Raw genomic sequence first — 26,349 nt, 5'->3', positions numbered from 1 at the left:
ATTATACCACGCAGCGAGCGAAGCGGTCAATTCAACGGACGCTCATCTGCGACGATAATCCACGCAGCGTTCCGTGATGCAGACGATTTGTACCGCGAATGGGAATCGCGGTTCGAAATGACGAACGCGACTTTATCCACAATCGAGCATTGACCGCGTTAGGAACGCACGTTTGAAGATCGCGCTTTTCACGGAAGTGTACCGTCCCATCGTCAACGGTATCGTGACCTCCGTCGACACGCTCGCACACGTGTTGCGAGAAGGCGGCCACGACGTGTACACGTTCGCTCCGCACATCCCGCGCGGTGCGGAGACCAAAGGCCGCGTCTTCCGCATGCCGTCGCTTCCGCTTCCGGCACGCACGGAATATCGTTTGACGCTTCCGCTCGTCGCGCGCCGCAACAAGCGACAGTTCTTGAGCCAGTGCGACGTGATCCACAGCCACTCGCTCTTCATCACCGGATGGATGGCATCGTACTACGCGCGCAGACGTTTTCGCGTGCCGCTCGTCTTCACGTATCACACGATGCTCGATCGTTACTCGCATTACTCGCCGCTCGGACCGCGCATCACGGCGCAGTTGACGCGCGAGCTGACGCGCGCATACGCGAATGCCGCGGATGCAGTGATCGTTCCGACGCAGACGGTGGCATCCGGATTGCGTCGCGACGGCGTCACCGCGCCGATCTGCATCGTGCCGACCGGCGTCGATCTCGAGGCGTTCCGCAACACCGAAGCGACCGTCGGAATAGGGGTCCGGGGACGGCTCGGAATCGCCCCGGATGCCCCGCTTTTGCTGCTCGTTTCGCGCCTGGCGCAGGAGAAGAGCGTCCCCCTGGCCTTCGCAGCGCTGTCCTTGGTCCGCGCCGACCTTCCCGACACCCAATTGCTGCTCGTCGGCAGCGGCCCGCTTGAGGATTCGCTCAAGCAGCAGGCGAGGGCTGAGGGGCTCGAAGGGGCCATCCACTTCGTCGGAAGTGTTCCGCACGACGAGCTGCCGACGTACTACGCGGCCGCGGACGCCTTCATGTTCCCGTCGGTGACCGAGACGCAAGGGCTCGTTCTCGCGGAGGCGTTCGGAGCAGGGCTGCCCGTCGTCGCGATCGACAGCCCCCAGACGCGAGACGTCTTTGGAAGCAACCTCGCCGGGGCGCTCGTCGCCGACGCCGAGGGGATGGCAGCGGAGCTGAAACGACTGCTCACCGATCCGGCTGCTCGAAGCGCCGCGTCGGCACACTCAAGAGCCGCGGCAGCATCCTTCGATGCTCGGGCTACCGCCGGCCGCGTCCTCGCCGTCTACGAGGCTGTACTGGCGAATCGTGCCGGAACGGCGGATATGTCCGCCTTCGACGAGCTGTTTGACGTCGTCGATCCTGGGCACGTTTCTGCTGTATCATCGACGTCGCCATAGGCCAGGACGAGCCCACTTTTAGCGGGACGTTCGTTTGACTTTCGAACACATGTTCGATATACTTTTACCATCATGGAGACCCTGGAGAGGACCCGAAAAACCCGCCGCGACTGCCAAGCGCTCGTCGCGACCCTGCGTTGCGGCCCGGGCCGCGGCCTCGCCGCGCTGACGCTCATCGACGAGTCTGGCACCGCGGTCGAGCACTTCATCCCGTTCGCCGTCCACGAGATGCCCTCGCAAAAGGGGCACGAGTACACCTACGCTGGTCTCATCAGCGCGCTCGAACGGCTGCGTTCGCTCGACGTCCGCCGGGTGCTCTTGCAGACCGACGACGAAGCGGTCGTCGGAGAGATCCAGCGCCGCACCGACCCGCATCGCGATCTCACGCTTCCGTACATCATCCTCGGCTGCAAGCTGAACGAGTTCGCGAGCGCGAGGATCATCGCCGTGCCCGCGCAGCGCCTCGCCGCCCTGCGCGCAAAAGCATCGGCGCTCGCGTCGACCGTCTACCAAAGCGTCGCCTAACCCAAAAACAGAATCGACCGCCGCGGTCTATTCGATATGAAGGGAGCGGTCGAGATTTATCTCGACCGCCGCGGCCTTTCCATTGAGAAGAGACTCTACTTTGTCGCCGTTTCGATACGCGGCTTGTCTTCAGCGCTGGCGGTCGACTCGACCGCTTCTTCGATCGGCGCAAGCGGCTGCGTCGGCACGACGACTTGCGGGTGCATGAAGCGTCGGGTCAAGACGCGGATGATGCCCGCGATCGGCACCGATAGGAACATGCCACCGATGCCGCCGACCTCCGCGCCGATGAGGATCGCGACGATGACCACGAGCGGCGTCAACCCGACGCGTTGGCTGACGATCGCCGGTGCGATGATGTGACCTTCGAGCTCATACAACAGCGCGAAGGCACCGACGAGAATGAGCGCCCAAACGGGGCCGGCATTGAAGAGCTCGAGCAGCACCGCCGGAATCGCACCGGCGAACGCGCCGACGTACGGCACGAGATCTGCGACGCCGGCGAAGACGCCGATGAGCAACGCGTACTTGATCCTGAAGATGAGCAGCAGGACCGTTACGAGGCCGCCGACGATCGCGCCGACGATTATCTGACCGCGGACGAAGCCGCCGACGACCGAGTCGATATCCGCGAGCACGGCGAGCGCCCGCTCGCGATGGCGTTGTGGGAACAGCCCGACGATCGTTTCGCGCAAGCGGTCGATATCGAGCAGTATATAGAACGCGAGCAATGGCACCAAGATGACCGCCGTCATGAAGGCTGCGAGGCTCGCCGCGAAGCGCACGGCCTGACCGGCGAAGTCGGCGGCGACGGATTGGAATTGCGACACGAGGTTGTCGAGCGACGTGACCGCAGACTGTCGTGCTGACTCGGGGATCGTCGCGAGCAGGTTGTTGTTCGCGTTGACGATCGCATCGCGCGTTTCGGCGAGCAGCTTCGGCGTATCGGTCGTGAGGCGTTGCGCCTCGTCCGTCACGACCGGTCCAATGTACGCGAGGCCTGCACCGATGAGAACCGCGAGCGCGATGTAAACGACGGTGATCGCGGCCCAGCGTGGAAAGCGCCGGCGTTGGAGCCAGACGACCGCGGGATAGAGCAGATACGCGATAAACGTCGCTGCGATTAGGATGATGACGACGAGTTTGATCTTCGCGAGGAACAAGTAAGCGACCGCGGCGAGCGCCAGGCTCAGCGCCACGACGCCGAGGACCTTGAGGTTGCGGGTTAGACGGTCGTCACCCATAAACGCGCGCGTTCTCCGTCCGCGCTGTTGTGCCTACTCGTCTGCGTGCGCCCGAGTTGCAAAAAGAAAAAGGCGGCGCCGCTGCGCCGCCCATGTGCTGTCCTACCGAGGATGGTCTATTCGGTGATGCCTGCGATCGGCGAGACGCTGATATCCGCCGAACCGTTAGGCCCGTCGAGCTGAGGCGTCTGTGCATGGCTGGCTGGCGGCCCGTCCTCGACGAGCGGGTAGTCGGCGTCGATCACGTAGGCGTTGTTACCGCCGCACGGGATCGGGATGCCACCGACGCTGCTCGAGCAGTCGCCCGTGCCGACGATCGTCGCCGTCGTGCTTGTCGTCTCGACGGCCGCGACGATAAGCGGTGACGAACTGATGACCGAGTTGCTCACGAGGATGAGATACTCGCTCACCGGTACGAAGCCGTGATGGTGCAGCTTCAGCTTCGCCTTCAGCGGATTTCCGATCGTGAACGTGCCACCACCCTTGCCGTCGGAAGCGAAACTGGTGACGCCGGTCGCGTTCGCCATGACGATCGGGCTCAACGTCGCGTTAGCCGTATAGGTGACGTTCTGCCCGTTGACGGTGACTATCGTCGAAACCGAATAGGCTCCGGCGCTCGCCGCCGCACCCGTCTGGATGAAGCCCATGGGGTATCCGAGGACCGAGCTCGGCGGTGTATACGCCGGAGGAACACCGACGATGGCGTCGCCGATGCTGTCGGCTTCGCAACCAATCGGCAGATCGCCGTAAACGAAGAGCTGATCGCACGGGTTCGATGGGTTTGGGGTGACGATCGTGCCGCTAGGACCGGTCAATGTATAGAAGCCTGGGTGGATGAACGCCGAGTTGCCGAGCGAGTTGCGGAACGTCGTGACGACGTTCAGCGACACCCCGCCGATCCCGAGCGTGCCGGCGCTATCGTTGATAGTGCCGACGGCGAGCTGCATCTTGTTCGATGATGTCGTGATGTTGGCGATAGACTTGTTCGTCGTGCAGCCCGCGATCGCGACGAGGCACAGCATCGCGATGATCCCTGCGCCGAAATTGCGCATCTCCGTTGATTCCTTTCTCACGTGTGTTGTAAACCGGGCCATCGAGCGGGCCCCGGAGGGCCCGCTCGACGACGGAGGCGGCCTTCTCTTAGAACTTACTGCTCACAAAGAAGGTCCACAGTCTCGCCGGTCCGGTTGCTTCGTTCTCGAACGGAAGCGGGCTGCGGGGGTACTGATACGGCTCGTAGATCGGGTTGAAGGTGTTCGTCCCCGATGTGCTGCCGTAGCCGCCGAGGCCGTTGTTGCGGTAGCGCGAGTTGCTACCCACAACCGCGTCGGTGTAGTTGCCGAACAAGTTGGAGACGCGGAATCCGACCTCCATCCCGTTCGTGCCTATGTCGTGCGCGAGCGAGAGGTTCAGGGTCGCGATCGCCGGGCCTTTGAGCGTCCCCGGATCGGTGCCGTCAGGCGTACCGCGCGAGCCGGTGATGTTCGGGTTGGCGATAGTTCCCGGATTGGCCGGGTCCGTGAAGTAGTACGCGCTCGTATTTGCATTGAGGCCGAGCGACGTCGCCGCGAGATCGGTGTTGAGGACCTCCATCGGTACGAGCTTGCCTTGCGCGTTCGTGATATACACGAAGGTGTGTGTACCGACGCCGTAGCGATAACCGGACTCGTACGGGACTTCCGCCGACGCATGGAATCCGCCTCGCGAGTCGTAGCTGAGGTTGAACGCTCCGGTGACCGGGGCGAGGTACGACACATGGAACATATGTCCAAGTGCCAGCGCCGCGTTGTTCACCGACGGGAAGAAGTCGCTGTTGTAGTTGGCGAGCGTGTTGTCGTACGTCGCGTTGATGAAGCCCGACCAGCCGTACGTCGCGAGCTTCTGCAGCGAGAATTCGACGCCGGTATTGATGTTGATGCCGGCATTTTCTTCTCGCGGCGAGCCGAAGACTGGCGTGCCGTCCGGCAACGTCAGCAGCAACGGCGTATTGGCGACGACGTAGTCGACGCCTTTACGGTAATACGGCGTGATCTTAAGCTGCAATCCGCGCCCAAAGTCATGCTCCCACGACGCGTCGACATTTGTCGCGCGCTGCGGACGCACCGGCGTGTACTGAGCGAAGAACGACGAGTTGAAGAGGTCCTGATTCAATTGATAGAGGTTCTTTATACCGTTGCACGGTGCATTGTTGTTTTGAGGATCGCGACCGAGCACGCACGTAGGACTGAATCCAGGCGCGTGGGGGCCTCCGAAGATGAAGTTCGGAATCGGCAACGACGCTGTTGCGGGGTTACCGTTCCACTTGAACTCGATGTTCGAGAACGGCGTGAACTCTATGTTCTTGCCGTAGGACATGCGAAACGTGTTTGTCGCGTTCGCTTGGAAGCTGATCGCTAGACGCGGGCTCACCTGCGTCGGGCGAGTCACGTCAGAGGTTAGCGGCGGGCCGGGGACCTCGAGAACGTTGCCGCTCGCGTCGGTCGTCAGTGACAGGTTTTGGGCCGCGGCATTCGCAGGGATATCGAGCCGCTCACCATCCCAGCGCAAACCGGGTTGGATTGTCCATTTGTCGGTCGGGGTCCATTTGTCTTGGATCCAGAAGTTGCTCCTATGGAGAGGGTCGTTGACGAGCCCTGTCAGCTGCGGCAAGCAACCCGTGCCCGCTGGTTGGCCGCACGGCGAGAAGCTGCCGGGCGGGTCAAGAGCGGGGAAGACAAAAGCCTCGAACGACGGCTGCCCAAGGTCGTACTTCGACTGCGTGTAGATCGTTTCTCCGCCGAACGAAACTTCGTGCTGCGAATTGAACTGATTCGTATAGTCGAATGAGAGGCCAAGATTGTTGTTGACGTTGTGCTCGAACTCGTCGCCGAACGCTCCGCCGTCCCACGGGAACAGGAAAACGTCAGCTTCGATCGTCCGGAACACGAAGAAGTCGCCGAAGCTTGAAGCGCTGAATTGGCGCTTGTAGTTCAGTTTCTCGATCGTGTGGACGTTGTTCTCGTTGTCCGGATAGCCAGTGTTCTGCGAAAGCGCTGTCTGGCCGGGGAAGAGCGTGGTGAATTCGACCGCGCCTCCGGTGCACGGCGGCGTGAAGCCCGGCCCCGTGCAGTTCGCTCCCGTATCGAGCTGGACGAGCTGATTGAACGTCGCGTATGGCGTGTTGTTTGGGTTGATCCCGTAGTTCAGGTAGAAGACGCTGGCGCCCGTTTCGCCCATGTACTCGAGCTCGTTCGCGTTGTTCGTACCCCAGCGGTAGAACATATTCGTCGTGTCGATGTTGCCGGAAGCATCACCGACAGAGCCTACGAGCCGCGGCAGGAACGTCTTCGTGTCTCCGTAGACGCGGAACTGGCGAAGGCCGTTGAACCCGAAGAAGTAGCTGAAGCGGTTGTCCGCCGTCGCATTGCCGTAATCGAACGCGAAGCGGTGGTCGAAGTTCGGCGCGTTCACCGTCGCGGTCATCTCACCCTCACCAGGGTATGTGCCGCGCTTGATGACTTCGTTGACGACGCCGGCGTTCGTGTTGCCCGCGCTGACGTCGTAACCACCGGTCGAAAGAACGACCGACGACTCGCCGGCGAGGCTGAGACTGTTGATGAACTGGCCCGTGATCGGGTCGGTTGCATCGACGCCTTGAAGTTCGTAACCCTCTTCGTTCTCGGCACCGCCGCGAATGACCGGGTAACCGGCATTATCGGTTGTGATACCAGGCAGAGAATCGAGCAGCGCCGTCTCGGAGATATTCTGCGGCGTGCCTGTGATGTTCTGGATCTGTTGTGGATTGACCGTATAGGTGTCGGCCGGTGCCTTCGGTTGCACGAGCGACGTCGCGCTGCGAACTGCGACGGTGCCGATCACCTTCGCCTCGTTCTGCATCTTGACGCTTTGCGTGTACGACTCGCCCTGCACGATCGTCAGCCCCAGCACTTGTTGCGGTTGGTAACCTTCGAGCGTGAACGTAACCGTGTACGTGTCCGGCGATAAGCCCTGGAGCGCGTAGAATCCGTTGGAACCCGTTGTCGTCTTCTCCGTCATCGATGGCGAGACGGCGGAGACCGCTACGTTTGCAAGCGGATGTCCTGAGGCATCGGTGACGGTGCCCGCGATCGCGCCGGTGGTCGCAGCAGCCAGAGCCCGTGTTTCCTGACCTGCGAAGACCAGCAGCGCACCCGCTGCAACCGCCATCAAAGCCCGCATCAACTTGGGCATTCGAGATTTCCTCCCTCAATGGCAAGAACACCAGCCACCCGAGTCGCGCCACGCTGCGGTCCTTTGGGACCGTCCAAGGCGCGCGGCGTAACCCGCATGTCGGAAGCTGGTTATGGGGCGGTTCGAATGGGTTCCGGCTTATCCTCCCATTAGTTGGCAGTATGAAAAATGACCGTCGGACCATCAGTCGCGATCGGATTTGGTATGAATGGCGGACACGAGCCGTCACATGATATTGTCACTGACTCGGCATTGCCATTCGAGTCTTTGAAATTATACGTTCCGTCTTGGACAATGTTGAACTGGCTATACAACGACTGCCAATCCTCCGACGCGCCGACACCGTTTCCGGTAAACCATGCCGTTCCGGGTATTCCTGGACCCCATAGGCCGCCGCCGGGATCGCCATCACCGCCACCTCCTTGGTGGTTTGGTCCATGCGGATGTGCGGAGTGTAAGCTAAAACCGACTAAAATTGGACTAGAACTCGGTGAGGGTGACGGCGGCGGCGATCCGGGAGCGACGAGAACCAACACGTCCGTCGGTGCCGCGCGCGACGCAAGATGGACATCGAGATGCTGCTGTAGCCCGCCGCTCGCACCAGCGGTTACGCTTACCGTTACGATACCATTTCCACCTGACCAAGAAGCTGATCCATAATAGATGTGCACGGGCTTCGCGTTGGCACCGCCGACGATTCCCGGCACCGAAGATGCCTCATGAAACGTCGCCGCGAATGCGGAAACCTCTGTCGCGACCACGTCCTGGTTCAGAATATTCGGTGGGCCGCCCGTTATCGGATTGTACTCAAATCTGTCGACTTCGCCTGAGGCTTGGTCGTATCTATAGGCAACAAAGGTCGCGGTGCCGTCCGACGCCTTCCGAAAGAAGTCGACCTCATGGCCGCCGTTCGGATCGTCGTTCGGCCGACCGTACACATCGCTCGAGGGGACGAACACAGCGGTGGAACTGCGCGCCTCGGATGACAGCCGGCCGGCGAGCTCGTCGGCCGATCTCGCGATGCCGTTGCGGCCGACATCGAGCGCGGTGGTCGCAAGCGCATGCGTCACCGCATATGCGATCGCGAAGAGCAGCATGCCGAGGAGTGAGACCGTCAGCAAGACCTCGAGGAGCGAATACGCGCGGTGCGGGCGAAACGCCGTCGTCAGCATGATGGTGCCCCTCTTCAAAGCAAGGGCCGGCCGACATGATGAACGCGCTGCCGAAAAGCGAACGTGCGAACCACTTCACCTAGCGGAGCGAAGCCGGTCCCTGTGTTGCGCAATCATCACGCAAAACACGACGGCCGTCAAGACCCAGCGCGCGAGGTCCCATTCGATTTCTACGGGCCGACGATTTCCGTCGCCCGCCGGCTCGTCGGAGCGCTGCTGATCCGCGAGCCGCTCGACGGCGATGAGCGCTCGGGCAAGATCGCAGTAAGAATCGTCGAGACGGAAGCTTACTTGCCGCTCGTCGATCCATCGTGTCACGCGTATCGCGGTCCGACGAAACGCAACGCGAGCGCGTTCGGGCGCCCCGGCACATCGTACGTCTACTTCATCTATGGAAATCATTTCTGTCTGAACGTCACAACCGAGCGCCCCGGGATCGGCGCAGCCGTGCTGATCCGTGCCGCCGAGCCCGTCAGTGGAATCGAAACGATGCGCGCCCGAAGGCCGGGCGTCGACGACGTCAGATTGGCGAGCGGACCAGGGAACTTGTGCCGCGCGCTCGCGATCGATCGCTCGCTCGACGGCGTCGATCTCGCGGTCGGCGAGTTGCGCATCGCGAAGGGCACCGAGCCGAAGCGGCTCTTCGAGGGCCACCGAATAGGGCTTACCGTCGCCCGCGAGTGGCCGTTGCGCTTTTTCGATGCCGACAGCAAGGCGATTTCGGCCCATCGCCGAGGGCGGCCGGCGAGCGATGTGTCGCGCGTCAACGTTGACGGACGCTCGCGCCATATGCTATAGTGACGAAAGCGAGACCGGTCGCAAGCACACGGCACCGGTTCATCCGCTTCAATCACAACATCCTAACGTGATCACCATCGGCACGAGCGTCGCCAAGGTTCGTCTTGTCATTCGTCATGCGTCCTAAAGCCTCGAGCGTAGGCCCGATCCGGGCGAGCCGCTTCATCCTCAACACGCCCCACCCTCATTCGCCTCACCTTCCATAGACTCAAAGCAGGTCACAGTGCAAGAAGACAACGATTTCGAAAATTCGCCCCGGCCAGAGCGCCCCGCTCGACCTGGACGGCCGGTCAGCCGCGCGCGCATCCGCCCCGTCTCGGATGATACCGACGAGGCGCCGGAGAGCGATGGGCGCGCAGAAACGACGTCGGCGTTCGACGATCGAGAGCCGCGTGACGCGGAGGCCGAAGGTGCCTACGATCAGCGAGATCGCGGCGAACCCCGCGAACCCCGAGAGCGCGTGGAGCGCGTCTACGACCGCCAGGAGCGCCAAGATCGCGGAGACCGCCAAGATCGCGTCGAGCGGGTAGAGCGCGAGCGGCCCGATCGCATCGAGCGCGAGCGCCCCGAGCGCGTCGAGAGGCCGGAACGCTACGAGCGGCACGACCGCGTCGAACGTCCGGACCGCGACGGCCGCGATAACCGGGATCGCCAAGACCGGGGGCGCTACGACCGCCAAGATCGCGGCGACCGAGACCGCGGGCGTTTCGATCGCGGCAACCGGCAGCCGGGCAGAGTGTTCGTGCCGCGGCAGCAACAGCAGCAGCCGGTCGAGCGTTACGACAATTCGCCGAAGACGTACGTCGGCAAAGACGGCACCGTCATGAACTTGCTCTCCGTCAAGGAGCTCGAGGACAAGACCCGCACCGAGCTCATCGAGCTCGCGAAGAGCCTCGAAATCCCGAACCTCCAGCGAATCAAGAAGCGCGACATCGTGTTCCCGATCCTCGAGGCGCAGGCAAAAGCGGCCGGACTCCATTTCGCCACCGGCGTCCTCGAGATTTTACCCGAAGGCTACGGCTTCTTGCGGCGTGAGAACATGCGCCCTGGTCCGGGCGATGTCTACATCTCGCAATCCCAGATCCGCCGATTCGAGCTTCGCACGGGCGACCTCATCGCCGGACAGATCCGCGATCCGAAGGACAACGAGAAGTACCACGGCATCCTCAAAGTCGAGGCGGTCAACGGTCAAGACCCGGAATCGCTCCGCGGTCGCGCGGTTTTCGACAAGCTCGTTCCCGTCTATCCCGACGTCAGGCTGAAGATGGAGACGTCGCCGCTCGAGATGAGCGGGCGCGTCTTCGACCTTTTCTGCCCGATCGGCAAGGGACAGCGCGCGCTCATCGTGTCGCCGCCGAAAGCCGGCAAGACGACGCTGCTCAAGAAGATCGCGAATGCGATCGCGGCCAACCACCCGGAGGTCGACCTGTTCGCGCTGCTCGTCGACGAGCGGCCCGAAGAAGTCACCGACATGCGCCGGTCGATCGAAGGCGAGGTCGTCTCTTCGACCTTCGACGAACATCCTGACAACCACACCGCCGTCGCCGAGCTGACCCTCGAACGCTGCAAGCGGCTCGTCGAGCTCGGTCACGACGTCGTGATCCTGCTCGACTCGATCACCCGTCTCGCGCGTGCCTGGAACCAGGTGATGCCGGCGACCGGGCGGACCCTCTCCGGCGGCCTCGACACGAGCGCCCTCCATCGCCCGAAGCGCTTCTTCGGAGCGGCCCGCAATATAGAGGAAGGCGGAAGCCTGACGATCGTCGCGACCGCGCTCATCGAGACGGGCTCGAAGATGGACGACGTCATCTTCGAAGAGTTCAAAGGCACGGGCAACATGGAGATCAATCTCGTGCGCAAGCTCGCCGACAGCCGGATCTTCCCGGCCGTCGATATCAAGAAGTCGGGCACGCGTCACGAGGAGCTCCTGCTCAGCGAGATCGAGCTCCGCAAGGTCGTCATGCTGCGCCGCGCCACCGCGGTGCTCGGCACGCAGGAGATGACCGAACTCATCCTCGAGCGCTTCCGGCGCACCGACTCGAACGAAGCGTTCCTCAAGTCGGTCACCAAAGAAGCGATGTCGATGTCAGGCGACGGCGACCGCTAGTCTGGTGTGGTATGCCGAGCGAAGCTCGGCGAGCGGTCTGATAGCGCCGTGACGCGGCTCAACAAGTACCTCGCCGAGCGCGGCATATGCGCAAGGCGCAAGGCAGATGCGCTCATCGAAAGCGGCGTTGTCGCGGTCGATGGGCGCGTCGCGCGTCTAGGCGAGACGATCGACCCGACCACGCAACGCGTGACGGTCAACGGTCGCAACATCGCGCGACAGGCGGCGCGGCTCGACACGCTCGTTTTGAACAAGCCGCGCGGCGTCGTCACGACGATGCACGACGAACGCGGGCGCGCTAGCATCGCGCAGCTTCTCCCTGGATCACCGCGCTATTTCCCAGTCGGCCGCCTCGATGCCGATTCGACCGGCGTCCTTCTCTGCACGACGGACGGTGAACTCGCGCGGGTTCTTACGCATCCGTCGTTCGGCGTCGAAAAGGTCTATCGTGTGCGCGCGAGCGGCACGTTGACCGGGCAGTCGAAATCAGCGCTCGGCGCGCGCGATATCCGCGCGAACGCCGACGGCACGCATTCCTTTTCGATGACGCTCCGCGAAGGTCGAAATCGACAAGTGCGTCGCATGTGCGCGAACCGCGGCCTACGCGTCATCGATCTCGAGCGGATCCGATTCGGCCCTGTGTTGCTTGGTGGTCTGAAACCGGGCGCGACTCGTATGCCGACCAAAACCGAAAACGTCGCGCTCGAACGCCTTCGAACGCTATCGGCGCCGCCTGAAACGAGACTGAAGCGTCGAAAAAGGGCGGCCGTTCAGCCCACAGAATGAAAGCGCCCACATGGCAGCACGAGGTATCCGCGGCGCGATCACGGCGTCCGGGAACGAGCGAGAGGCGATTGTCGCGGCGACGAGCCGTCTTCTCCGCGAGATCATCGAACGTAACGCGGTGAGGGTGGAAGACATCGGCGCGATCTTCTTCACGACTACGCCCGACCTGACAGCGGAGTTCCCCGCAGCGGCCGCGCGCGAGCTCGGTTGGCACGACGTTCCGCTGCTTTGCGGTCACGAGATGTCGGTGCCCGGCCGGCTCGACAAGTGCGTGCGCGTCATGATGCTCGTCAACGTCGACGTCGCGCAAGCCGCGATCCGGCACGTCTACCTCGACGGCGCGAGGTCGCTCCGACCCGACCTCGAGGGCGCACAACAACGAGAGGGGAGCACGACAGTTCGATGATCGTCGTGATGCGGTCCGGTGCGACGCCGGAACAGACGAAGGCGGTCGTCGACAAGATCACCGCGATGGGTTTCGGCGTGAACGTCTCGCAAGGTGCCGAAAAACTCATCATCGGCGTGCTCGGCGTTCGCGAGAACAAAGAGACGCTGGCGGCGCAGCTGGGCGGACTGCCTTTCGTCGAGCGCGTCATGCCGATCAGCAAGCCGTACAAGCTCGTCAGCCGCGAAGGTATGCAAGGCGGCACCGTCGTTCGATTGTCCAACGGCACGGAGATCGGCGCGAACGCGGTGCACGTCATGGCTGGACCGTGCACGGTCGAAGGCCGCGACATGCTCGTCGACACCGCGCATTGGGTGAAAAGTTGCGGCGCGACGCTGCTCCGCGGCGGCGCATACAAGCCGAGTACGTCGCCGTACTCGTTCCAAGGCATGGGCAAAGACGGACTCGAGATCCTAGCCGAAGCGCGAGCGCAAACCGGACTGCCGGTCATCACCGAAGTGCTCGACCCGCGCGACGTTCCGATCGTGGAAGAATACGCCGACATCCTCCAGATCGGTGCGCGCAACATGCAGAACTTCAATCTGCTCAAGGAATGCGGCAAGTCGCGCAAACCGGTGATGCTCAAGCGCGGGCTTTCCGCGACGATCGAAGAGTGGCTACTCGCCGCCGAGTACCTCTACGCGGGCGGCAACCATGACGTCATCCTGTGCGAACGCGGTATTCGCACCTTCGAACCGGCGACGCGCAACACGCTCGATCTCAACGCCGTGCCGCTCGTCAAGCAGCTGACGCACTTGCCCGTCATCGTCGATCCGAGTCACGGCACCGGCAAGTGGGATCTCGTGACGCCGATGGCGCGCGCGGGCATCGCTGCCGGTGCCGACGGACTCATGATCGAGGTCCATCCGAATCCGTCAGAGGCGCTCAAGGACGGCTTCGAGTCGCTGACCTTCGATAATTTCGCGGCCATGATGGATGGGCTGCGCCCGGTCGCGCGCGCGGTCGGACGGCCGGTGGCGTCGGACGTGACGGCGCCGGTGTGAGATCGACCGTCGCCATCCTTGGCACGGGTCTCATCGGAGCCTCGCTCGGTCTCGCTCTAAGATCTGGGAGCGGTCGAGATTCATCTCGACCGCCGCGGCCTCGCATCGTCGGTTGGGACATGCGTCCCTCAAATGCGCGATCAGCCCTGAAGCGTCGCGGCATCACCGAAATCGCCGCTTCTATGGAAGAAGCGGTGCGCGAGGCGGACGTCGTCGTCATTGGCACCCCGCTCGACGCGGCCCTCGATCTAGCGCCGCATGTCATCCGCGCCGCCGCTAAGGGCGCGCTCATCCTCGATGTCACTCCGGTGAAAGGCCCGATGCTTCGCGCCGTCCGGCTCCCTCTGCGTCGGCGGCCGGACGTCGCCTACGTCTCCATGCACCCGATGGCGGGTCGAGAAAAAGGCGGAGCGCGCAATGCCGACGCGACCCTTTTCACCGGCCGGCCGTTCGCACTCGTCGTGCCGCCGCACGTCCGTTCTCGCGATGCCCTCAAGCGCGCGTCGGCGCTCGTCGAACGAGTGGGCGGCACCGGATTAAGGATGAGCGCATCGGCGCACGACCGCGCCGTCGCCGCGATGAGCGCACTGCCCCAACTCGCGTCGATCGCGCTCGTCTTGGCCGCCACCGAAATCGGCGGGAGAAAGGCGGCGCTGCTCGCCGGCCCCGGGTTCGCAGACACGACACGCCTCGCGCTGTCGCCCTACGACATCTGGCGCCCCGCCATCGATGCGAACCGGGGCGAAATCGTCCGCTGCCTGCGGGCGCTCGAGCGCGTGACAGCGCGTGTCACCAGCGCCGCTCGGCAGGCCGACGTACGGGCGATGGAACGACTATTCTCCAAAGCCGGCTCGGCCCGCAGGCGGGTTGTGGCCGACTAGTCGCAGAATCATCGACCCACTTTTTACGTTAAATTCAACGCGCCGTTCATATCGGCCAGAATCAAAAACCCGCAAGGAGTCCAATGAGCAACATCGCAAGGCGGATCGCCGCCGTCGCCGTGGCCGCGGCTTGCTTAGCCGCCTACTCGCCCGCCGCACGAGCGGACGTCACCTATTACACGCCTCCGACCTTCAAGACTCGCGTTCAACCCGTCTATCCGGATACCGCACGAGCGAAGCACGAGATCGGATCCGTCGTGCTCAAGGTCCTCGTCGGAGCCGACGGCAAGCCGAAGCAGTTCATCGTCTTCAAGTCGTCCGGTCATAAGGATCTCGACGACGCCGTCGTGACGGCCGCAAAAGCGTCGACGTACAATCCCGCGACGCGCGGTACGACACCGACCGTCGGCTTCTACGACGTGACGTATCGCTTCACGCTCACCGGCGTCGCCCAGGACGAAGGCGCATCGTCGACGCTCGCAAAGAAGCTCGCCGCGAACCCGAGAGACGTGGCGACCCGACTAGCGATCGGCAATCAATATCTGCTCGCGAAGAACTACTCGGCAGCGGAGCAGACATACGAGGCCGGCACGCAGCTCATGCCGACGAACGCGAAGCTTTGGGCCAATCAAGGACTTGCGTTCTATCAAGACGCCGGGTCGAATCAGGCGACGGCGCTCGACAAGTACAAGAGCGCGTCGGATGCGTTCGATCAAGCGCTCAAACTCGACCCGCACGTCGAGCTCCAGAACATCGCTGCCGGGTCGTACTTCAACTACGGCTTCTTGCTGCAGAACAACGGCCAGAGCGCGCTGGCACAGCAGTACGCGCAAAAGGCGACGAACCTCGACCCGAAGTCGTCTGAATACTTCATCCTCCTCGGCGAGGCGCAGACGTCGCTCGGCGACTTCGCCAACGCGGTCACGACGTTGAAGAAGGCGGAGTCGCTCGACAACAAATCGAGCTCGATGGTGACGTCGCGGATCCTCGCTGACGAGGCCAACGCCGAGCTGTCGCAGGGCGACCGGACGAACGGCATGGCCGACATCAACCGCGCCGAACAAGCGAACTCGCACGGCCTGTTCGCGTACGAATATCTCTTCAGCTACTACGCCCGCTCGGGCAACTTCGCCGCAGCGATCACGCCGCTCAACCAGCTCGAGCTGCTCGACCCGACAAATGCCGCTTGGCCGACGCAGATCGGCGAGATGTACATGGCGAACAACAACACGGCGGCGGCGCACGATGCGTACAAGAAAGCGCTCTCGATCGATCCGTCAAACCTCGACGCTCAATTCGGCATGCTTCAGCTGAGCGCAGCCGCTGGCGATACGCAGACCGTGTCGAACGGCATGGCGCAGCTCACAGCGAAGGCGACGCCCGTCCAGGCGGCCGCCTACGAAGCGAGCATCGCCATCGACTACCTCAACGCGCAAAGCACGAGCCATGCGAATCTCGCCTCCGAAGCGCAGAAGTACGCGGACGAGGCCACGAAGGCCGATCCGAACAACCCGCACGCTTGGTACGCGCTTGGCGTCGCGGATGCTCAGGTGATCAAGGGCGACAAGACCCAGGCCGATGCCGCGCTGAAGAAAGCGTATGACATCTTCAAGTCACAAAACAATTCGCAGGGCATGGAGCAGGTCAACGCCGCCTACAAGCAGCTGAACGGTCAGGATCTCACCGGTTACAACAATGGTAGAGACGAACAGACAAATCAGCCCGGCCATCAATCCTAAGCGCGAATCGTTAGGCGAGTCGGAGCCCGCACACGCAGCTCCGACTCTCCGTCCACACACGCGTTCGAGCGTCGTAGCATGCGTTTGGTCTGCGCTGAGCGTGGTAGGATTCCATAGGACGCCGTCGTACTTTGGTGCGAACATACGGACGGGCGTCGGCCCGCCGTCTGTGTTTTTTACTCTAAAACCCGTGGTTCTCGCGAAACGCGGTCGTCTGCTGTCGACCGAAGGGGTAACAACGTAAGATGAATCCGTTACAAGATTTTGTCGACTTTCTCAACCGCGGCGGCTTCGCGATGTATATCCTGCTCGTTCTGTCGATCGTCTCACTCGGCATCGTGTTCGAGCGCATATTCTTCTTCATGCGCCAACACAGCGATCCCGCGCAGCTGCTGCGCGACATCGGCGACCGCGTGAGCAAGGACGACATGAAGGGCGCGATAGCCGTTTGCGATCGCAACCGCGGCATGTTGCCGAAGATCCTCCAATTCGGTCTGTACCGGCACGAGAAGAGCCGCGCCGACATCTCGGATGCGCTCTCGATCGCGTTGCTCGAGCAGTTGAACACGCTCGAAGCGAACCTCTCGATCATCGGTACGGTCGCCGTCATCGCGCCGTTCGTCGGACTTTTCGGAACCGTCCTCGGCATCATCCGGGCGTTCAACGACATCGCGCTCAAAGGCAATTCGACGCCGGCCGTCGTCGCGGCAGGTGTCTCTGAGGCCCTCGTGACGACCGCCGCCGGCCTGCTCGTCGCCGTCCTCGCGGTCGTGTTCTTCAACTACTTCAAATCGCGGATCAAGGCGTACAACCAAGAGATGATCGTCGCCGCGAACAAGCTCGCCGAGATGCTCCACTTCCACAACACCGGCGCCCCGATCCCGACCGAGCTGTACACACCGAAGGGTATGCAGCGCACGGCGGCTCCGTCGGCCCAGCCGGCGCCGAAACCGTCCGGCCCCGCGAGCTAGGCCGCTCTTCGAGGATCGCCCGGCAATGAACCATCTGGCGTCCTTTGGCGACTCACGGCAGAGAAGGCGATAGACCATGGGCATGACATCGGCAAGGCAAGACAGCGACGTGATGGCGGAGATCAACATCACGCCCTTCACCGACGTGCTGCTCGTCTTGCTCATCATCTTCATGATCCTCGCCGCGCTCGCCGCACCGCCCGGCTTCCAAAAGGAACTGCCGAAGAGCAACAATACGCCGCATAACGTCACGCAGAACCAGTTGCACTTCCAGATCCAGGTGATCGTGACGGCGGCGAACCGCATCTTCGTCGATGGACATCCGACGACGGTGAACGGCATCTACGACGCGATCAATTCGGCGGTCACCTATCACAAGGCGCACGTCGCGCAAGGCTATACGACGCACATCTCGCTCATCGCCGATTCGGACGCGAAGTACGACACGATCATCAAGATACTCGACGCGGCGCGCGCGGCCGGCGACGACGACGTCGGATTCGTCACGCAGTAAGGACTAGCGAGCAATGGCACTTGTCGGATCGGGCCCCGAAGAAGACGTGATGTCGACGATCAACATCACGCCGTTCACGGACGTGCTCCTCGTCCTGCTCATCATCTTCATGATCCTCACCTCGCTGCTCAAGCCGCCGCCGGTGCCGGAGGCGAAGAACCGCCTCAAGGTGTCGCCGTCGCCGATCGTCGTCATCATCGACCCGAAGGACCAGGTGCAGATCGGCGCCGAGACGATCCCGAAGGCACAGATCTACGACCGCTTCAAAGCGTACTTCGACCAGTTGAACGGCAGCCAGACCGACATCATCATCAAGGCGGCGCCGACGTCGAAGTACGGCACGGTGCTCACCGTCATGGACGCGGCGAAGACGGCGGGCTTCACTGAATTCGGTCTGGCTAACCACATCCAGGGCACGCCAGCGACATCGAACGGCTAGGCCGAAAGGATCCATCGAGTGTCGACGACACCACCCACAAGCGGCTCGCCGAGCTCCCCCGGACCTCCGGGCGGTCCGGGCCAGCGCCAATCGCTGCCTCCGCTTTTCACGAAGCGCGAGAAGTACTACATCACGGGTCTGTCGATCGCGTTCATCATCGCGTCCGGCATCATCCACTTCGCGATAGGATCGTTGGGTGAGAGCGTCGTTCCTCATTTCAAACAAGAGGCGACGCCGCCGCCGCAAAAAGTGACCGTCCAAACGCTGATCAAGCCGCCGCCCAAGCCGACGCCGACGCCGCATCCGACGCCGACGCCGACGCCGCCCCCGCCGCCGAAGAACACGCCTCCGCCGGTCAATCTCAAGCTGCACGTCGTGCAGAGCCACAGCAGCTCGAATAGTGGTGGACCTGCCGAGCAGGCGTATACGCCGCCGCCGGTCGGGAATCCGAACGGCGTCCCGACCGCAATGGCGACGGCCGCCAGCACGGCGCCGCCGGCGACAGCACCGCCGACGCCGTCAGGCCCGGTCGAGGCGACCGACGCCGTCTTCATCAACAAGGTGGCGCCCGAGTATCCCGACATGGCCAAGGAAGAGAGCATCCAAGGCGATGTCACCGTCCGCATCACCGTCGGTCCGACGGGGTCGGTGCTCGCCGCGGTCATCCAGGAATCGTCGGGAAATCCGCTTCTCGATCAAGCGGCGCTGAAAGCCGCGAGAGCATCGACGTTCAAGCCGCCAACGTACAACGGCGTTGCGGTCCAGCTCGACTACCTGATCGTCTACAACTTCCGCCTCGACCAATAAGGTCGCCCTACAACACAAACCGCGAAAAGGATCAGGGAGCGGTCGAGATTTATCTCGACCGCCGCGGTTTTTCTTTGTGATTTTTCTTTCGTAATGTAGTAGGCCGAGCGAAGCTCGGCTCTTTGGGACGACCGCGGCGGTCGACGTAAACGTCGACCGCTCCCTTGTTCAAACCCGTGAACCTTTGCCGCTCCGATCGCGACTCACACGCAAGATGACGTCGGCAGTCGCGCGGCAAGATGGCGATGTGATGGCGGAGATCAATATCACGCCGTTCACCGACGTGCTCCTCGTGCTGCTTATCGTCTTCATGATCCTGACGTCGATCGCAGTACCTCCGGGATTCCAAAAAGAGCTAACCGGTACTGTTAATCCCATTACGCCGATAATCGATCCGACGCGCGTCATCGACGTCATGGTGACGCGCGCGGGCGCGATCTACGTCGACGGCGTCGCCACGACGGACAGCGGTCTTTACGCAGCCATCGCGAACGCCGTCGCCGCGCACGAGCGCGTGCATCTTTCGACGCACATCGCGATCGTCGCCGATGCCGACGCGAAATACGACGCGATCGTGAAGATACTCGACGCCGGACGACAAGCGGGCGACGATGACGTCGGATTCGTGACGCGTTAGATCGCTGGTGTCTTACCGAGAAATGAACCGTCGTGCCGACTTACGCCCTATAGCGCCTTAGGCCGCCGGGAACGTCGACCGCTAGGAAAAACGTCGTTTTTGCAGTCGCCCTCGCGCGATGCCCCGTAAATGCACAGGAAAGTGCGTACCCTGCTTAGGAAGGGGCTCTCGAAACACACTATCGGTAGAAGGCGCGGGCGCATGTCGGTCCGCGTTTCTCGCGTAGTGACAGGGGTGCACGATTGGATAACGCGTACGTCCATGCGATCATCTTAGGCATCATCCAGGGTGTGGCTGAGCTGTTCCCCGTGAGCAGCGCCGGCCACACGCTCATCATCTCCGCGCTCTTGGGCTGGAAACCGCCGAGCCTGCCCTTCGTCGTCATGCTCCACCTCGGCACGTTCCTAGCTGTGCTTCTCTTCTTCGCGAAAGACTACTGGGCGCTCGTCGTCGGGTTCTTCACCGGCTTCCGCGACAAGTTCACGAAGTCCGACCAGCGGCTCTCGCTGCTCGTCATCGCCGGCACGATACCGCTCTTCCTCATCGGCAAAGCCGGCGAACCGTTCTTCGACCAGCTCTTCAGTCTGCCGATCTTCGCGGCGTGCTTCTTGCTCGTGACCGGCCTCGCGCTCTTCCTCATCGAGCGTATGCAGCGGCGGCCCGTCGAGCAGGTCGAGGAAGTCGAACACGAGGAGCTCAATCCGAAATCGTCGCGCATGTACTTCCCCGAAGTGCGGCGCGCCGACGATCATCCCGGCGCCGCCGGCCTCTCATGGGTGAAGGCGATTCTCGTCGGACTCAGCCAGATCGGCGGGTTGTTCCCCGGCGGATCGCGCAGCGGCTTCTCGATCGTCGCCGGCATGTGGGCCGGGCTGACGCGCGAGGAAGCGGCGCGCTTCTCGTTCTTGCTGGCAGGCCCCGCGATCTTGGGCGCGAGCGCGTTCGAAATGCTGCGCATCCTCAAGCCGGAACCGTGCGATCCGACGGTGACGACGGAGCTGCACGGCGTCGCTAATCTGTGCGCGGCGCCGGAACCGAGCCTCGTGATCGTCACCGGCTTCATCGTCGCGTTCGTCACCGGCATGTTCGCGATCCGGTTCTTCATGCGCTACGTCAACGATCACCGGCTGACGCCGTTCGCATACTACTGCTGGGCGTTCGGTCTCGTGACGCTCGGGATACTGCTCGGCCGGGTCCACGGCGGCTGATCGCCGGCGGATACGCGTCGATAGGGCAACGGTTCGTCGTGCGGTAACTATTTCGCCGTGAAGGCGAAGTTATCGCACGTGCGTCCGGACGGCTCGGTGACCATGGTCGACGTGGGCGCTAAGCGCGCGACGTTGCGCGAAGCGTCGGCGCAAGCGATCATCCGGATGAACGCGGCAGCGCACCGAGCGCTCAAGTCCGGCGATCTCAAGAAGGGCGACGCGCTTGCGACCGCGCGCATCGCCGGCATCATGGCCGCCAAGAAGACGTCGAGCCTCATCCCGCTGTGCCATCCCCTCGCTTTGACGCACGTCGACGTCGACATCTCGCTGCGCGGGCGCAACACCGCCTCGGTCACGTGCAGCGCTCGCTGCACCGGTCCGACGGGCGTCGAGATGGAAGCGATGACCGGCGCGTGCGTCGCCGCGCTCACCATCTACGATATGTGCAAGGCGCTCGATCGCGGCATCGTCATCGAGTCGGTCAAGCTGCTCGCGAAATCGGGCGGGCGAAGCGGCACGTACAAGGCCTGATGCGTTTCGCGCTCCTCGTCCTTTCCGACAAGGCCGCAGCCGGCGTGCGTGACGACGGGTGTCTTCCCGTCATGGAAGCGGGTCTGCCGAAAGGGTCGCGTGTCGTCGCACGCGAGATCGTCGCAGATGACCGGCCGCTCATCGAAAAGCGCTTGCGGACGTGGTGCGATTCCGGTGACGTCGATTGCGTTCTCACTTCCGGCGGGACCGGTTTGAGCGCGCGCGACCTAACACCCCAGGCGACGCTGGCGATCATGGATTACGAGGTGCCGGGCTTAGGGGAAGCGATGCGCGCCGCGAGCGTCGGGGCAGTCCCCACCGCGATGTTGTCGCGCGCGGTCGCCGCGGTGCGCGGTAAGACGCTCATCGTCAACCTTCCCGGCAGCCCGCGCGGCGTGCGCGAGACGCTCGGCGTCATCGCCGGCGTGCTGCCGCACGCCATCGAGCTTCTCGCCGGAAGCGTCGGCGAACATGCGGCGGAGCCCTGATCGATGGACTTCGCGAGCGCGGTCAAGTTCCTCCAGACGACGACGAACGAGTCGGTGTCGCGGCGGCATCCCGGACGGCTCGATCGCATGCGCGACCTGCTCGACCTCATCGGAAATCCGGAGCGCGAATTCAAGTCGATCCACGTCGGCGGCACATCGGGCAAAGGCTCGACCGCGACGATGGCCGCCGCGATGCTCCGATCGGCCGGATTCAAAATCGGCCTGCATACGAAGCCGCACCTCCGGTCGGTGACGGAACGCGCGGTCATCGACGGTGCACCGGTGAGCGAGGAACGTTTCGCCGCGATCATCGAGGAGATGATGCCCGCGGTCGGCGAGATGGAGCGCGGCCCGCACGGTGCTCCGTCGTACTTCGAATTGCTCGTGGCGCTCGCGTTTAAGCTTTTTGCGCAAGAGCGCGTCGACTGCGCGGTCGTGGAAGTCGGGATCGGCGGCAAGCTCGACGGCACGAACGTCTTGTTGCCGATCGTCAGCGTGCTGACGAACGTCGGAACGGATCACGCTGACGTGCTCGGGGGCACGGTCGAGGAGATAGCCGCCGACAAGTCGGGCATCATCAAGCAGGGCGTACCGGTCGTGACCGCGGCAGAACATCCTGGCGCGCTCCGCGTCATCGAAGAGGCGGCGTTGCGAGCCGGTGCGCCGCTGACGAGGGTGCAGTCGGCTGCAGCTATTAGCTCTGAAGCCCGCGGCGCGTACGAGCAGCACGCAGAGATCCGCACAGAGCGCGCGGCGTACTCGTTTTCGATGCCGCTGCTCGGCGAATTCCAAGTGCTCAATGCGGCGACGGCGATCGTCGCGCTCGAACAGGTCCGGGACGTGCTGCCGGTGAGTCCCACGCAAGTGGAACACGCGATGTCGTCGATCGCGCTGCCCGGACGCATGGAGTTTTATCCATCGCGGCCCTCGCTGTTGTTCGACGTCGCGCACAACGCCGAGAAAGCGGAAGCGTTGCGCGGCGGTCTGCTGCGTCACTTTCCGGACAAGCGCTTCACGTTCGTCGTCGCGGTCGCCGAGGGCAAGGCATCTCGCGAGATGCTCGAGACATGGTCGACGCTGCCCGCGCATTTCATCTTCACGTCGTTTGACGTCGCGCATCGCGCGGCGATGCTCCCGCAGCGGCTCGCCCTTACCGCCGAGGCCGCGGGCGTGAGCGCCCGCGCGATCGACGACCCGATCGAGGCGCTTACCATAGCGCGGCGGATGGCGGCGGCCGACGAACTCGTCGTCGTCACCGGCTCGACATTCCTCGTCGCACGGCTGCGCGAGTGGTTCGCCCGCAACGTCGCGGACGGGAGTCACGCGCGTGCGTAGCATCCGGCCGTTCGCACTCGACCCGATGACCATCCGCGGCCGCGAGTTCTGCTGGGGCACGCGGACGTTCGTCATGGGGATCATCAACGTAACGCCAGATTCGTTTTCGGGCGACGGTCTGAGCCGCGACGTCGAAGCCGCCGTGCAAAGGGCTCGTTCGTTCGCCGCGGCCGGCGCCGACATCATCGACGTCGGCGGGGAATCGACGCGCCCCGGTCACGAGCCTGTGCGAGAAGACGAAGAAGCGGCGCGTGTACTTCCGGCGCTGAGAGCCATTCGCGCGGCCGTCGATCTGCCGATATCGATCGATACGTTCAAGCCCGCAGTCGCATCGGCCGCGCTCGAGGCCGGCGCGGACATCGTCAATTGCGTCTGGGGAGCCGTTCCGGGCATCGTCGAGGTCGCGGCGCGCGCGGACGTGCCGCTCGTCGTCATGCACAACCGCAACGCGAGCGACTACGAAGGCGATTGCGTCGACGAGATCATCGACTCGTTGGGACGCTCGGCTGAGGAGGCGCGACAGGCCGGCGTCGCGCGCGTCATCGTCGATCCAGGAATCGGTTTCGGCAAGACGCCGGACCAAAACGTCCTCGTGCTCGGGCGTCTTGGCGAGTTCGTCGAACGGCTGCCGTATCCGCTGCTCGTCGGCACGTCGCGCAAGTCGTTCATCGGCAAGATCACCGGGCTGCCGGTAGAAGAGCGCGCGTTCGGCACCGCTGCATCGATAACGCTCGCGATCGAGGCGGGCGCGGACATCGTGCGGATCCACGATGTCGAAAAGCTCGTGCCGGCGATCGACGTCGCGGATGCGATCTGCCGCGTCGGTGCGGCGCGTAACCCGCGGTCCGCAACGCCGGATCTTTCAACCTCGACCGGACAGAAGCCGTGACGGACGCGATCCGCATCCGGCGCATGCGCTTTTGGGGCCGCCATGGCGTGACGGAAGCGGAGCGGGCGAACCCGCAAGAGATCGAACTCGACGCCGAGCTCATCGTCGATTGCTCGCGCGCCGCCCGCTCGGATCGCCTCGAAGACGCGGTCGATTACCACGAAGCCTATCGCCTTTGCGAGCGCGTCGTCACGGAGCGCTCGTTCTCGCTGCTCGAAGCGCTCGCGGACGAGTGCCTAAACGAGTTGATGCGCGACCCGCGCGTCGAGCGAGCCTCGGTCCGCGTGCGCAAGTCCGGTCTGCTCGACGGAGCGACGCCCGAAGTCGAACTCTCGCGCACGCGCCCGCGTGGCTAGGGCGTTCGTCGGCATCGGGTCTAATCTCGGCGATTCGGCCGGCATCGTGCGCGAAGCGTTCGAGCGGCTGCGCGCGCTCGGAACGGATTTCGTCAACTCCGATCTCTATCTCACCGAGCCGTGGGGCGTAAAAGAGCAGCCCTCGTACATCAATGCCGTCGCCGCCTTCGACACGGGACTCGGTGCTCGCGAACTGGTCGAACGCCTCCAAGCGATCGAAAGGGAGTTCGGTCGCGAACGCCGTGAACGCTTTGGACCAAGAACGCTCGACCTCGATCTGTTCTTGCTCGGTGATGCGCGCATCGACGAGCCGGATCTCATAGTGCCGCACGAGCGTCTCGCGTCGCGCGCATTCGCCCTCGAGCCGCTGGCGGAGATCGCGCCGGACGTTGTCGCGTCGTCCGATGGCCGCAACGCGGCAGCACTACTCGCCGCCTTGCCGGCCGAGGAGCGTCGCGGCGTGACTAGACTTCGCGGAACTGCAAAGCTCGTGCCGCCGCCACGCGTCGACTACGACGCACCCGGAGGCGCGGGCGAAGGCTACGACAAGCTGCGCCCGTTTTCGAAATTCGATAAGGCTGTGCTCGACGCGGTCGTCGAATCGGCGCGTCTCACACGCGGGGCTCGCGTCCTCGACGTCGGTTGCGGCACGGGCCGATTCTCCGAGCGCCTTCATGAACTCGGCTGCCGCGTGACCGGTTACGATCCAAGCCAAACGATGCTCGAGGCCGCGCGCGCGCGTGTGCCGGCGATCGAATACCTCCAAGGCGATGCGAACCAGACGCTGCCGCGCGGACCCTTTGATGCGATCACCGCGTTCTATTGCATCCACTATATTGACGTCGAGCCGTTCGCTCGTCGCGCCCTCCACGCGCTCGACCCCGGCGCCGTCCTCTCGATCGCGACGTTCCCGCATCGCCATTTCGCCGAAGTGATCTATGCGCGCTATTTCACCTCGTTGCCGGCGATCGATATGGCGAGATTTCCGAGCGCGCAGAAGCTCGCGAACGACCTGGTACGCGCGGGATTCGAGGACGTCGAACAGCGCGACATCCACATGGAGCTCGAAGACGATCCCCAGAGTCTCGCCGATAGGATCGAACGCAAATTCTTATCGTCGTTTTTCCTTATCCCCGATGATGAGTTCCGTCGCGGCGTCGCCAGGATGCGCGAGGATTGGAAACACTCGGTGCGCGTGCGTCGCAGCGTACGGGCGATGATCGTATCCGGGAGCGTTGGAACGCCGCAAAGCGATAGGCCGCAAGGGTATCTGCGGCGAAGCGGCCGCACGTGACCCACGACTCTAACGACGGGATGGATTCGGCGTCGGCCGACCTCTTGCAGTTCGTCGAAGACCGCTTGCCCGAGCTCTGCGACGCGTTCGCACAAACGCCGCTCATGCAGCTTCGCGTGACGACGCCGGAAGGCAGCGTCACGCTTGAAAAGGCCGGTTCGCGGGCATCATCGCTCGATGCCGAAACCGCCGAACCCCGCCGCTCGCCCCGCACGCACGACTACCTGCCGGATGCCGAGCCAGGTCGCGCGTACACGACCGTCGCTGCGGACGTCGTCGGTATCTTCCACAGCGCGCCGGATGCCCTGGAGCTCGGCGCGAAAGTGGCGCCGGATCAGATTCTCGGATACATCGAGGCGTTGAAGGTGCGGACGCCAGTGAAAGCCGGCGTCGACGGCCGGCTCGTGGCGCAAGTCGCCGAGGACGGTCAACCGGTCGATTTCGGCGAAACGCTGTTCGTCATCGACACCGGACCGATCGAAGCGCTGCCGGACGAACCCGCAGGCACCGAAAGCGGGCCTGACGACGACATAGAGCCACCGCGCATCTGAAAGACACG

The 26,349-nt window shown here is 63.4% G+C and carries 27 protein-coding genes; 22 read left to right on the top strand and 5 right to left on the bottom strand.

Features of this window, described 5'->3' with window-relative positions; translation table 11 throughout:
* The first annotated feature begins 172 nt into the window (after positions 1-172).
* The gene (locus VFO25_07395) at positions 173-1,411 is read left to right on the top strand and encodes a glycosyltransferase (GenBank protein ID HET9342720.1); all 1,239 of its coding nucleotides are present in this window, start codon (positions 173-175) and stop codon (positions 1,409-1,411) included.
* Positions 1,412-1,483: 72 nt separating this feature from the next.
* Complete coding sequence (locus VFO25_07390; GenBank protein ID HET9342719.1) at positions 1,484-1,936, top strand: hypothetical protein; 453 nt, start codon at positions 1,484-1,486, stop codon at positions 1,934-1,936.
* Positions 1,937-2,031: 95 nt separating this feature from the next.
* On the opposite strand, the gene VFO25_07385 is transcribed toward VFO25_07390, so the two are convergent.
* From VFO25_07385 to VFO25_07370, 4 genes are all read right to left on the bottom strand, one after another.
* Positions 2,032-3,180 carry an AI-2E family transporter gene (locus tag VFO25_07385; GenBank protein ID HET9342718.1) on the bottom strand — a complete coding sequence of 383 codons (1,149 nt, stop codon included), beginning with the start codon at positions 3,178-3,180 and terminating at the stop codon, positions 2,032-2,034.
* Between the two features lie 116 nt (positions 3,181-3,296).
* Positions 3,297-4,232 (bottom strand): hypothetical protein, encoded by a 936-nt coding sequence (locus tag VFO25_07380; GenBank protein ID HET9342717.1) that lies wholly within the window; start codon positions 4,230-4,232, stop codon positions 3,297-3,299.
* A gap of 88 nt (positions 4,233-4,320) precedes the next feature.
* Positions 4,321-7,389: a TonB-dependent receptor gene (locus VFO25_07375; GenBank protein HET9342716.1), complete on the bottom strand. Its 3,069-nt coding sequence runs from the start codon at positions 7,387-7,389 to the stop codon at positions 4,321-4,323.
* A 149-nt stretch (positions 7,390-7,538) separates the two neighbouring features.
* On the bottom strand, positions 7,539-8,561 hold the full coding sequence (locus tag VFO25_07370; protein ID HET9342715.1) for a hypothetical protein: 1,023 nt from the start codon (positions 8,559-8,561) through the stop codon (positions 7,539-7,541).
* A 105-nt stretch (positions 8,562-8,666) separates the two neighbouring features.
* On the opposite strand from VFO25_07370, the gene VFO25_07365 reads away from it, so the two are divergent.
* Positions 8,667-9,359: a DNA-3-methyladenine glycosylase gene (locus VFO25_07365; protein ID HET9342714.1), complete on the top strand. Its 693-nt coding sequence runs from the start codon at positions 8,667-8,669 to the stop codon at positions 9,357-9,359.
* Between the two features lie 208 nt (positions 9,360-9,567).
* On the opposite strand, the gene VFO25_07360 is transcribed toward VFO25_07365, so the two are convergent.
* Complete coding sequence (locus VFO25_07360) at positions 9,568-10,116, bottom strand: hypothetical protein (GenBank protein HET9342713.1); 549 nt, start codon at positions 10,114-10,116, stop codon at positions 9,568-9,570.
* Between VFO25_07360 and rho the strand changes: the two genes are divergently transcribed.
* The 19 genes from rho (at position 10,096) to VFO25_07265 (ending at position 26,341) form a co-directional block, all read left to right on the top strand.
* Positions 10,096-11,466 (top strand): transcription termination factor Rho, encoded by a 1,371-nt coding sequence (gene rho, locus VFO25_07355; protein HET9342712.1) that lies wholly within the window; start codon positions 10,096-10,098, stop codon positions 11,464-11,466. The two genes, VFO25_07360 and rho, sit on opposite strands and share 21 nt — an antisense overlap.
* Positions 11,467-11,514: 48 nt before the next feature.
* The gene (locus VFO25_07350) at positions 11,515-12,252 is read left to right on the top strand and encodes a pseudouridine synthase (protein HET9342711.1); all 738 of its coding nucleotides are present in this window, start codon (positions 11,515-11,517) and stop codon (positions 12,250-12,252) included.
* A 10-nt stretch (positions 12,253-12,262) separates the two neighbouring features.
* A complete protein-coding gene (gene aroH / locus VFO25_07345; protein ID HET9342710.1) occupies positions 12,263-12,658 on the top strand; it encodes a chorismate mutase in 396 nt (131 codons plus the stop codon).
* Positions 12,655-13,701 carry a 3-deoxy-7-phosphoheptulonate synthase gene (gene aroF / locus VFO25_07340; protein ID HET9342709.1) on the top strand — a complete coding sequence of 349 codons (1,047 nt, stop codon included), beginning with the start codon at positions 12,655-12,657 and terminating at the stop codon, positions 13,699-13,701. Before aroH ends, aroF begins: the two co-directional genes overlap by 4 nt.
* Positions 13,698-14,582 (top strand): prephenate dehydrogenase/arogenate dehydrogenase family protein, encoded by an 885-nt coding sequence (locus VFO25_07335; protein ID HET9342708.1) that lies wholly within the window; start codon positions 13,698-13,700, stop codon positions 14,580-14,582. Before aroF ends, VFO25_07335 begins: the two co-directional genes overlap by 4 nt.
* Before the next feature lie 83 nt (positions 14,583-14,665).
* On the top strand, positions 14,666-16,321 hold the full coding sequence (locus VFO25_07330; GenBank protein HET9342707.1) for a TonB family protein: 1,656 nt from the start codon (positions 14,666-14,668) through the stop codon (positions 16,319-16,321).
* A 245-nt stretch (positions 16,322-16,566) separates the two neighbouring features.
* On the top strand, positions 16,567-17,292 hold the full coding sequence (locus VFO25_07325; protein HET9342706.1) for a MotA/TolQ/ExbB proton channel family protein: 726 nt from the start codon (positions 16,567-16,569) through the stop codon (positions 17,290-17,292).
* Between the two features lie 82 nt (positions 17,293-17,374).
* Positions 17,375-17,806 (top strand): biopolymer transporter ExbD, encoded by a 432-nt coding sequence (locus tag VFO25_07320; GenBank protein ID HET9342705.1) that lies wholly within the window; start codon positions 17,375-17,377, stop codon positions 17,804-17,806.
* Positions 17,807-17,819: 13 nt separating this feature from the next.
* Entirely contained in the window at positions 17,820-18,245 is a 426-nt protein-coding gene (locus VFO25_07315; GenBank protein ID HET9342704.1) for a biopolymer transporter ExbD, read from the top strand.
* Between the two features lie 18 nt (positions 18,246-18,263).
* Complete coding sequence (locus VFO25_07310) at positions 18,264-19,052, top strand: TonB family protein (GenBank protein ID HET9342703.1); 789 nt, start codon at positions 18,264-18,266, stop codon at positions 19,050-19,052.
* Between the two features lie 214 nt (positions 19,053-19,266).
* Positions 19,267-19,689, top strand: coding sequence for a biopolymer transporter ExbD (locus VFO25_07305; GenBank protein ID HET9342702.1), 423 nt, complete (start codon positions 19,267-19,269; stop codon positions 19,687-19,689).
* A 242-nt stretch (positions 19,690-19,931) separates the two neighbouring features.
* Entirely contained in the window at positions 19,932-20,897 is a 966-nt protein-coding gene (locus VFO25_07300) for an undecaprenyl-diphosphate phosphatase (GenBank protein HET9342701.1), read from the top strand.
* Between the two features lie 57 nt (positions 20,898-20,954).
* Complete coding sequence (gene moaC, locus VFO25_07295; protein ID HET9342700.1) at positions 20,955-21,428, top strand: cyclic pyranopterin monophosphate synthase MoaC; 474 nt, start codon at positions 20,955-20,957, stop codon at positions 21,426-21,428.
* Positions 21,428-21,916: a MogA/MoaB family molybdenum cofactor biosynthesis protein gene (locus VFO25_07290; GenBank protein ID HET9342699.1), complete on the top strand. Its 489-nt coding sequence runs from the start codon at positions 21,428-21,430 to the stop codon at positions 21,914-21,916. Before moaC ends, VFO25_07290 begins: the two co-directional genes overlap by 1 nt.
* Positions 21,917-21,919: 3 nt before the next feature.
* Positions 21,920-23,251, top strand: a complete 1,332-nt coding sequence (locus VFO25_07285) for a folylpolyglutamate synthase/dihydrofolate synthase family protein (protein HET9342698.1) — start codon at positions 21,920-21,922, stop codon at positions 23,249-23,251.
* The gene (gene folP, locus VFO25_07280) at positions 23,244-24,140 is read left to right on the top strand and encodes a dihydropteroate synthase (GenBank protein HET9342697.1); all 897 of its coding nucleotides are present in this window, start codon (positions 23,244-23,246) and stop codon (positions 24,138-24,140) included. The genes VFO25_07285 and folP overlap by 8 nt, the downstream gene beginning before the upstream one ends.
* Positions 24,137-24,496, top strand: a complete 360-nt coding sequence (gene folB, locus VFO25_07275; protein ID HET9342696.1) for a dihydroneopterin aldolase — start codon at positions 24,137-24,139, stop codon at positions 24,494-24,496. Before folP ends, folB begins: the two co-directional genes overlap by 4 nt.
* Positions 24,489-25,790: a 2-amino-4-hydroxy-6-hydroxymethyldihydropteridine diphosphokinase gene (gene folK, locus VFO25_07270; GenBank protein ID HET9342695.1), complete on the top strand. Its 1,302-nt coding sequence runs from the start codon at positions 24,489-24,491 to the stop codon at positions 25,788-25,790. The genes folB and folK overlap by 8 nt, the downstream gene beginning before the upstream one ends.
* Positions 25,787-26,341 (top strand): biotin/lipoyl-containing protein, encoded by a 555-nt coding sequence (locus VFO25_07265; GenBank protein ID HET9342694.1) that lies wholly within the window; start codon positions 25,787-25,789, stop codon positions 26,339-26,341. The genes folK and VFO25_07265 overlap by 4 nt, the downstream gene beginning before the upstream one ends.
* Positions 26,342-26,349: the final 8 nt, after the last annotated feature.

The sequence above is a fragment of the Candidatus Eremiobacteraceae bacterium genome (assembly GCA_035710745.1).
GTDB lineage: Bacteria > Vulcanimicrobiota > Vulcanimicrobiia > Eremiobacterales > Eremiobacteraceae > JANWLL01.
Note: the sequence above shows the minus strand (reverse complement) of the source record. Positions and strands in the feature narration are given on the sequence as shown.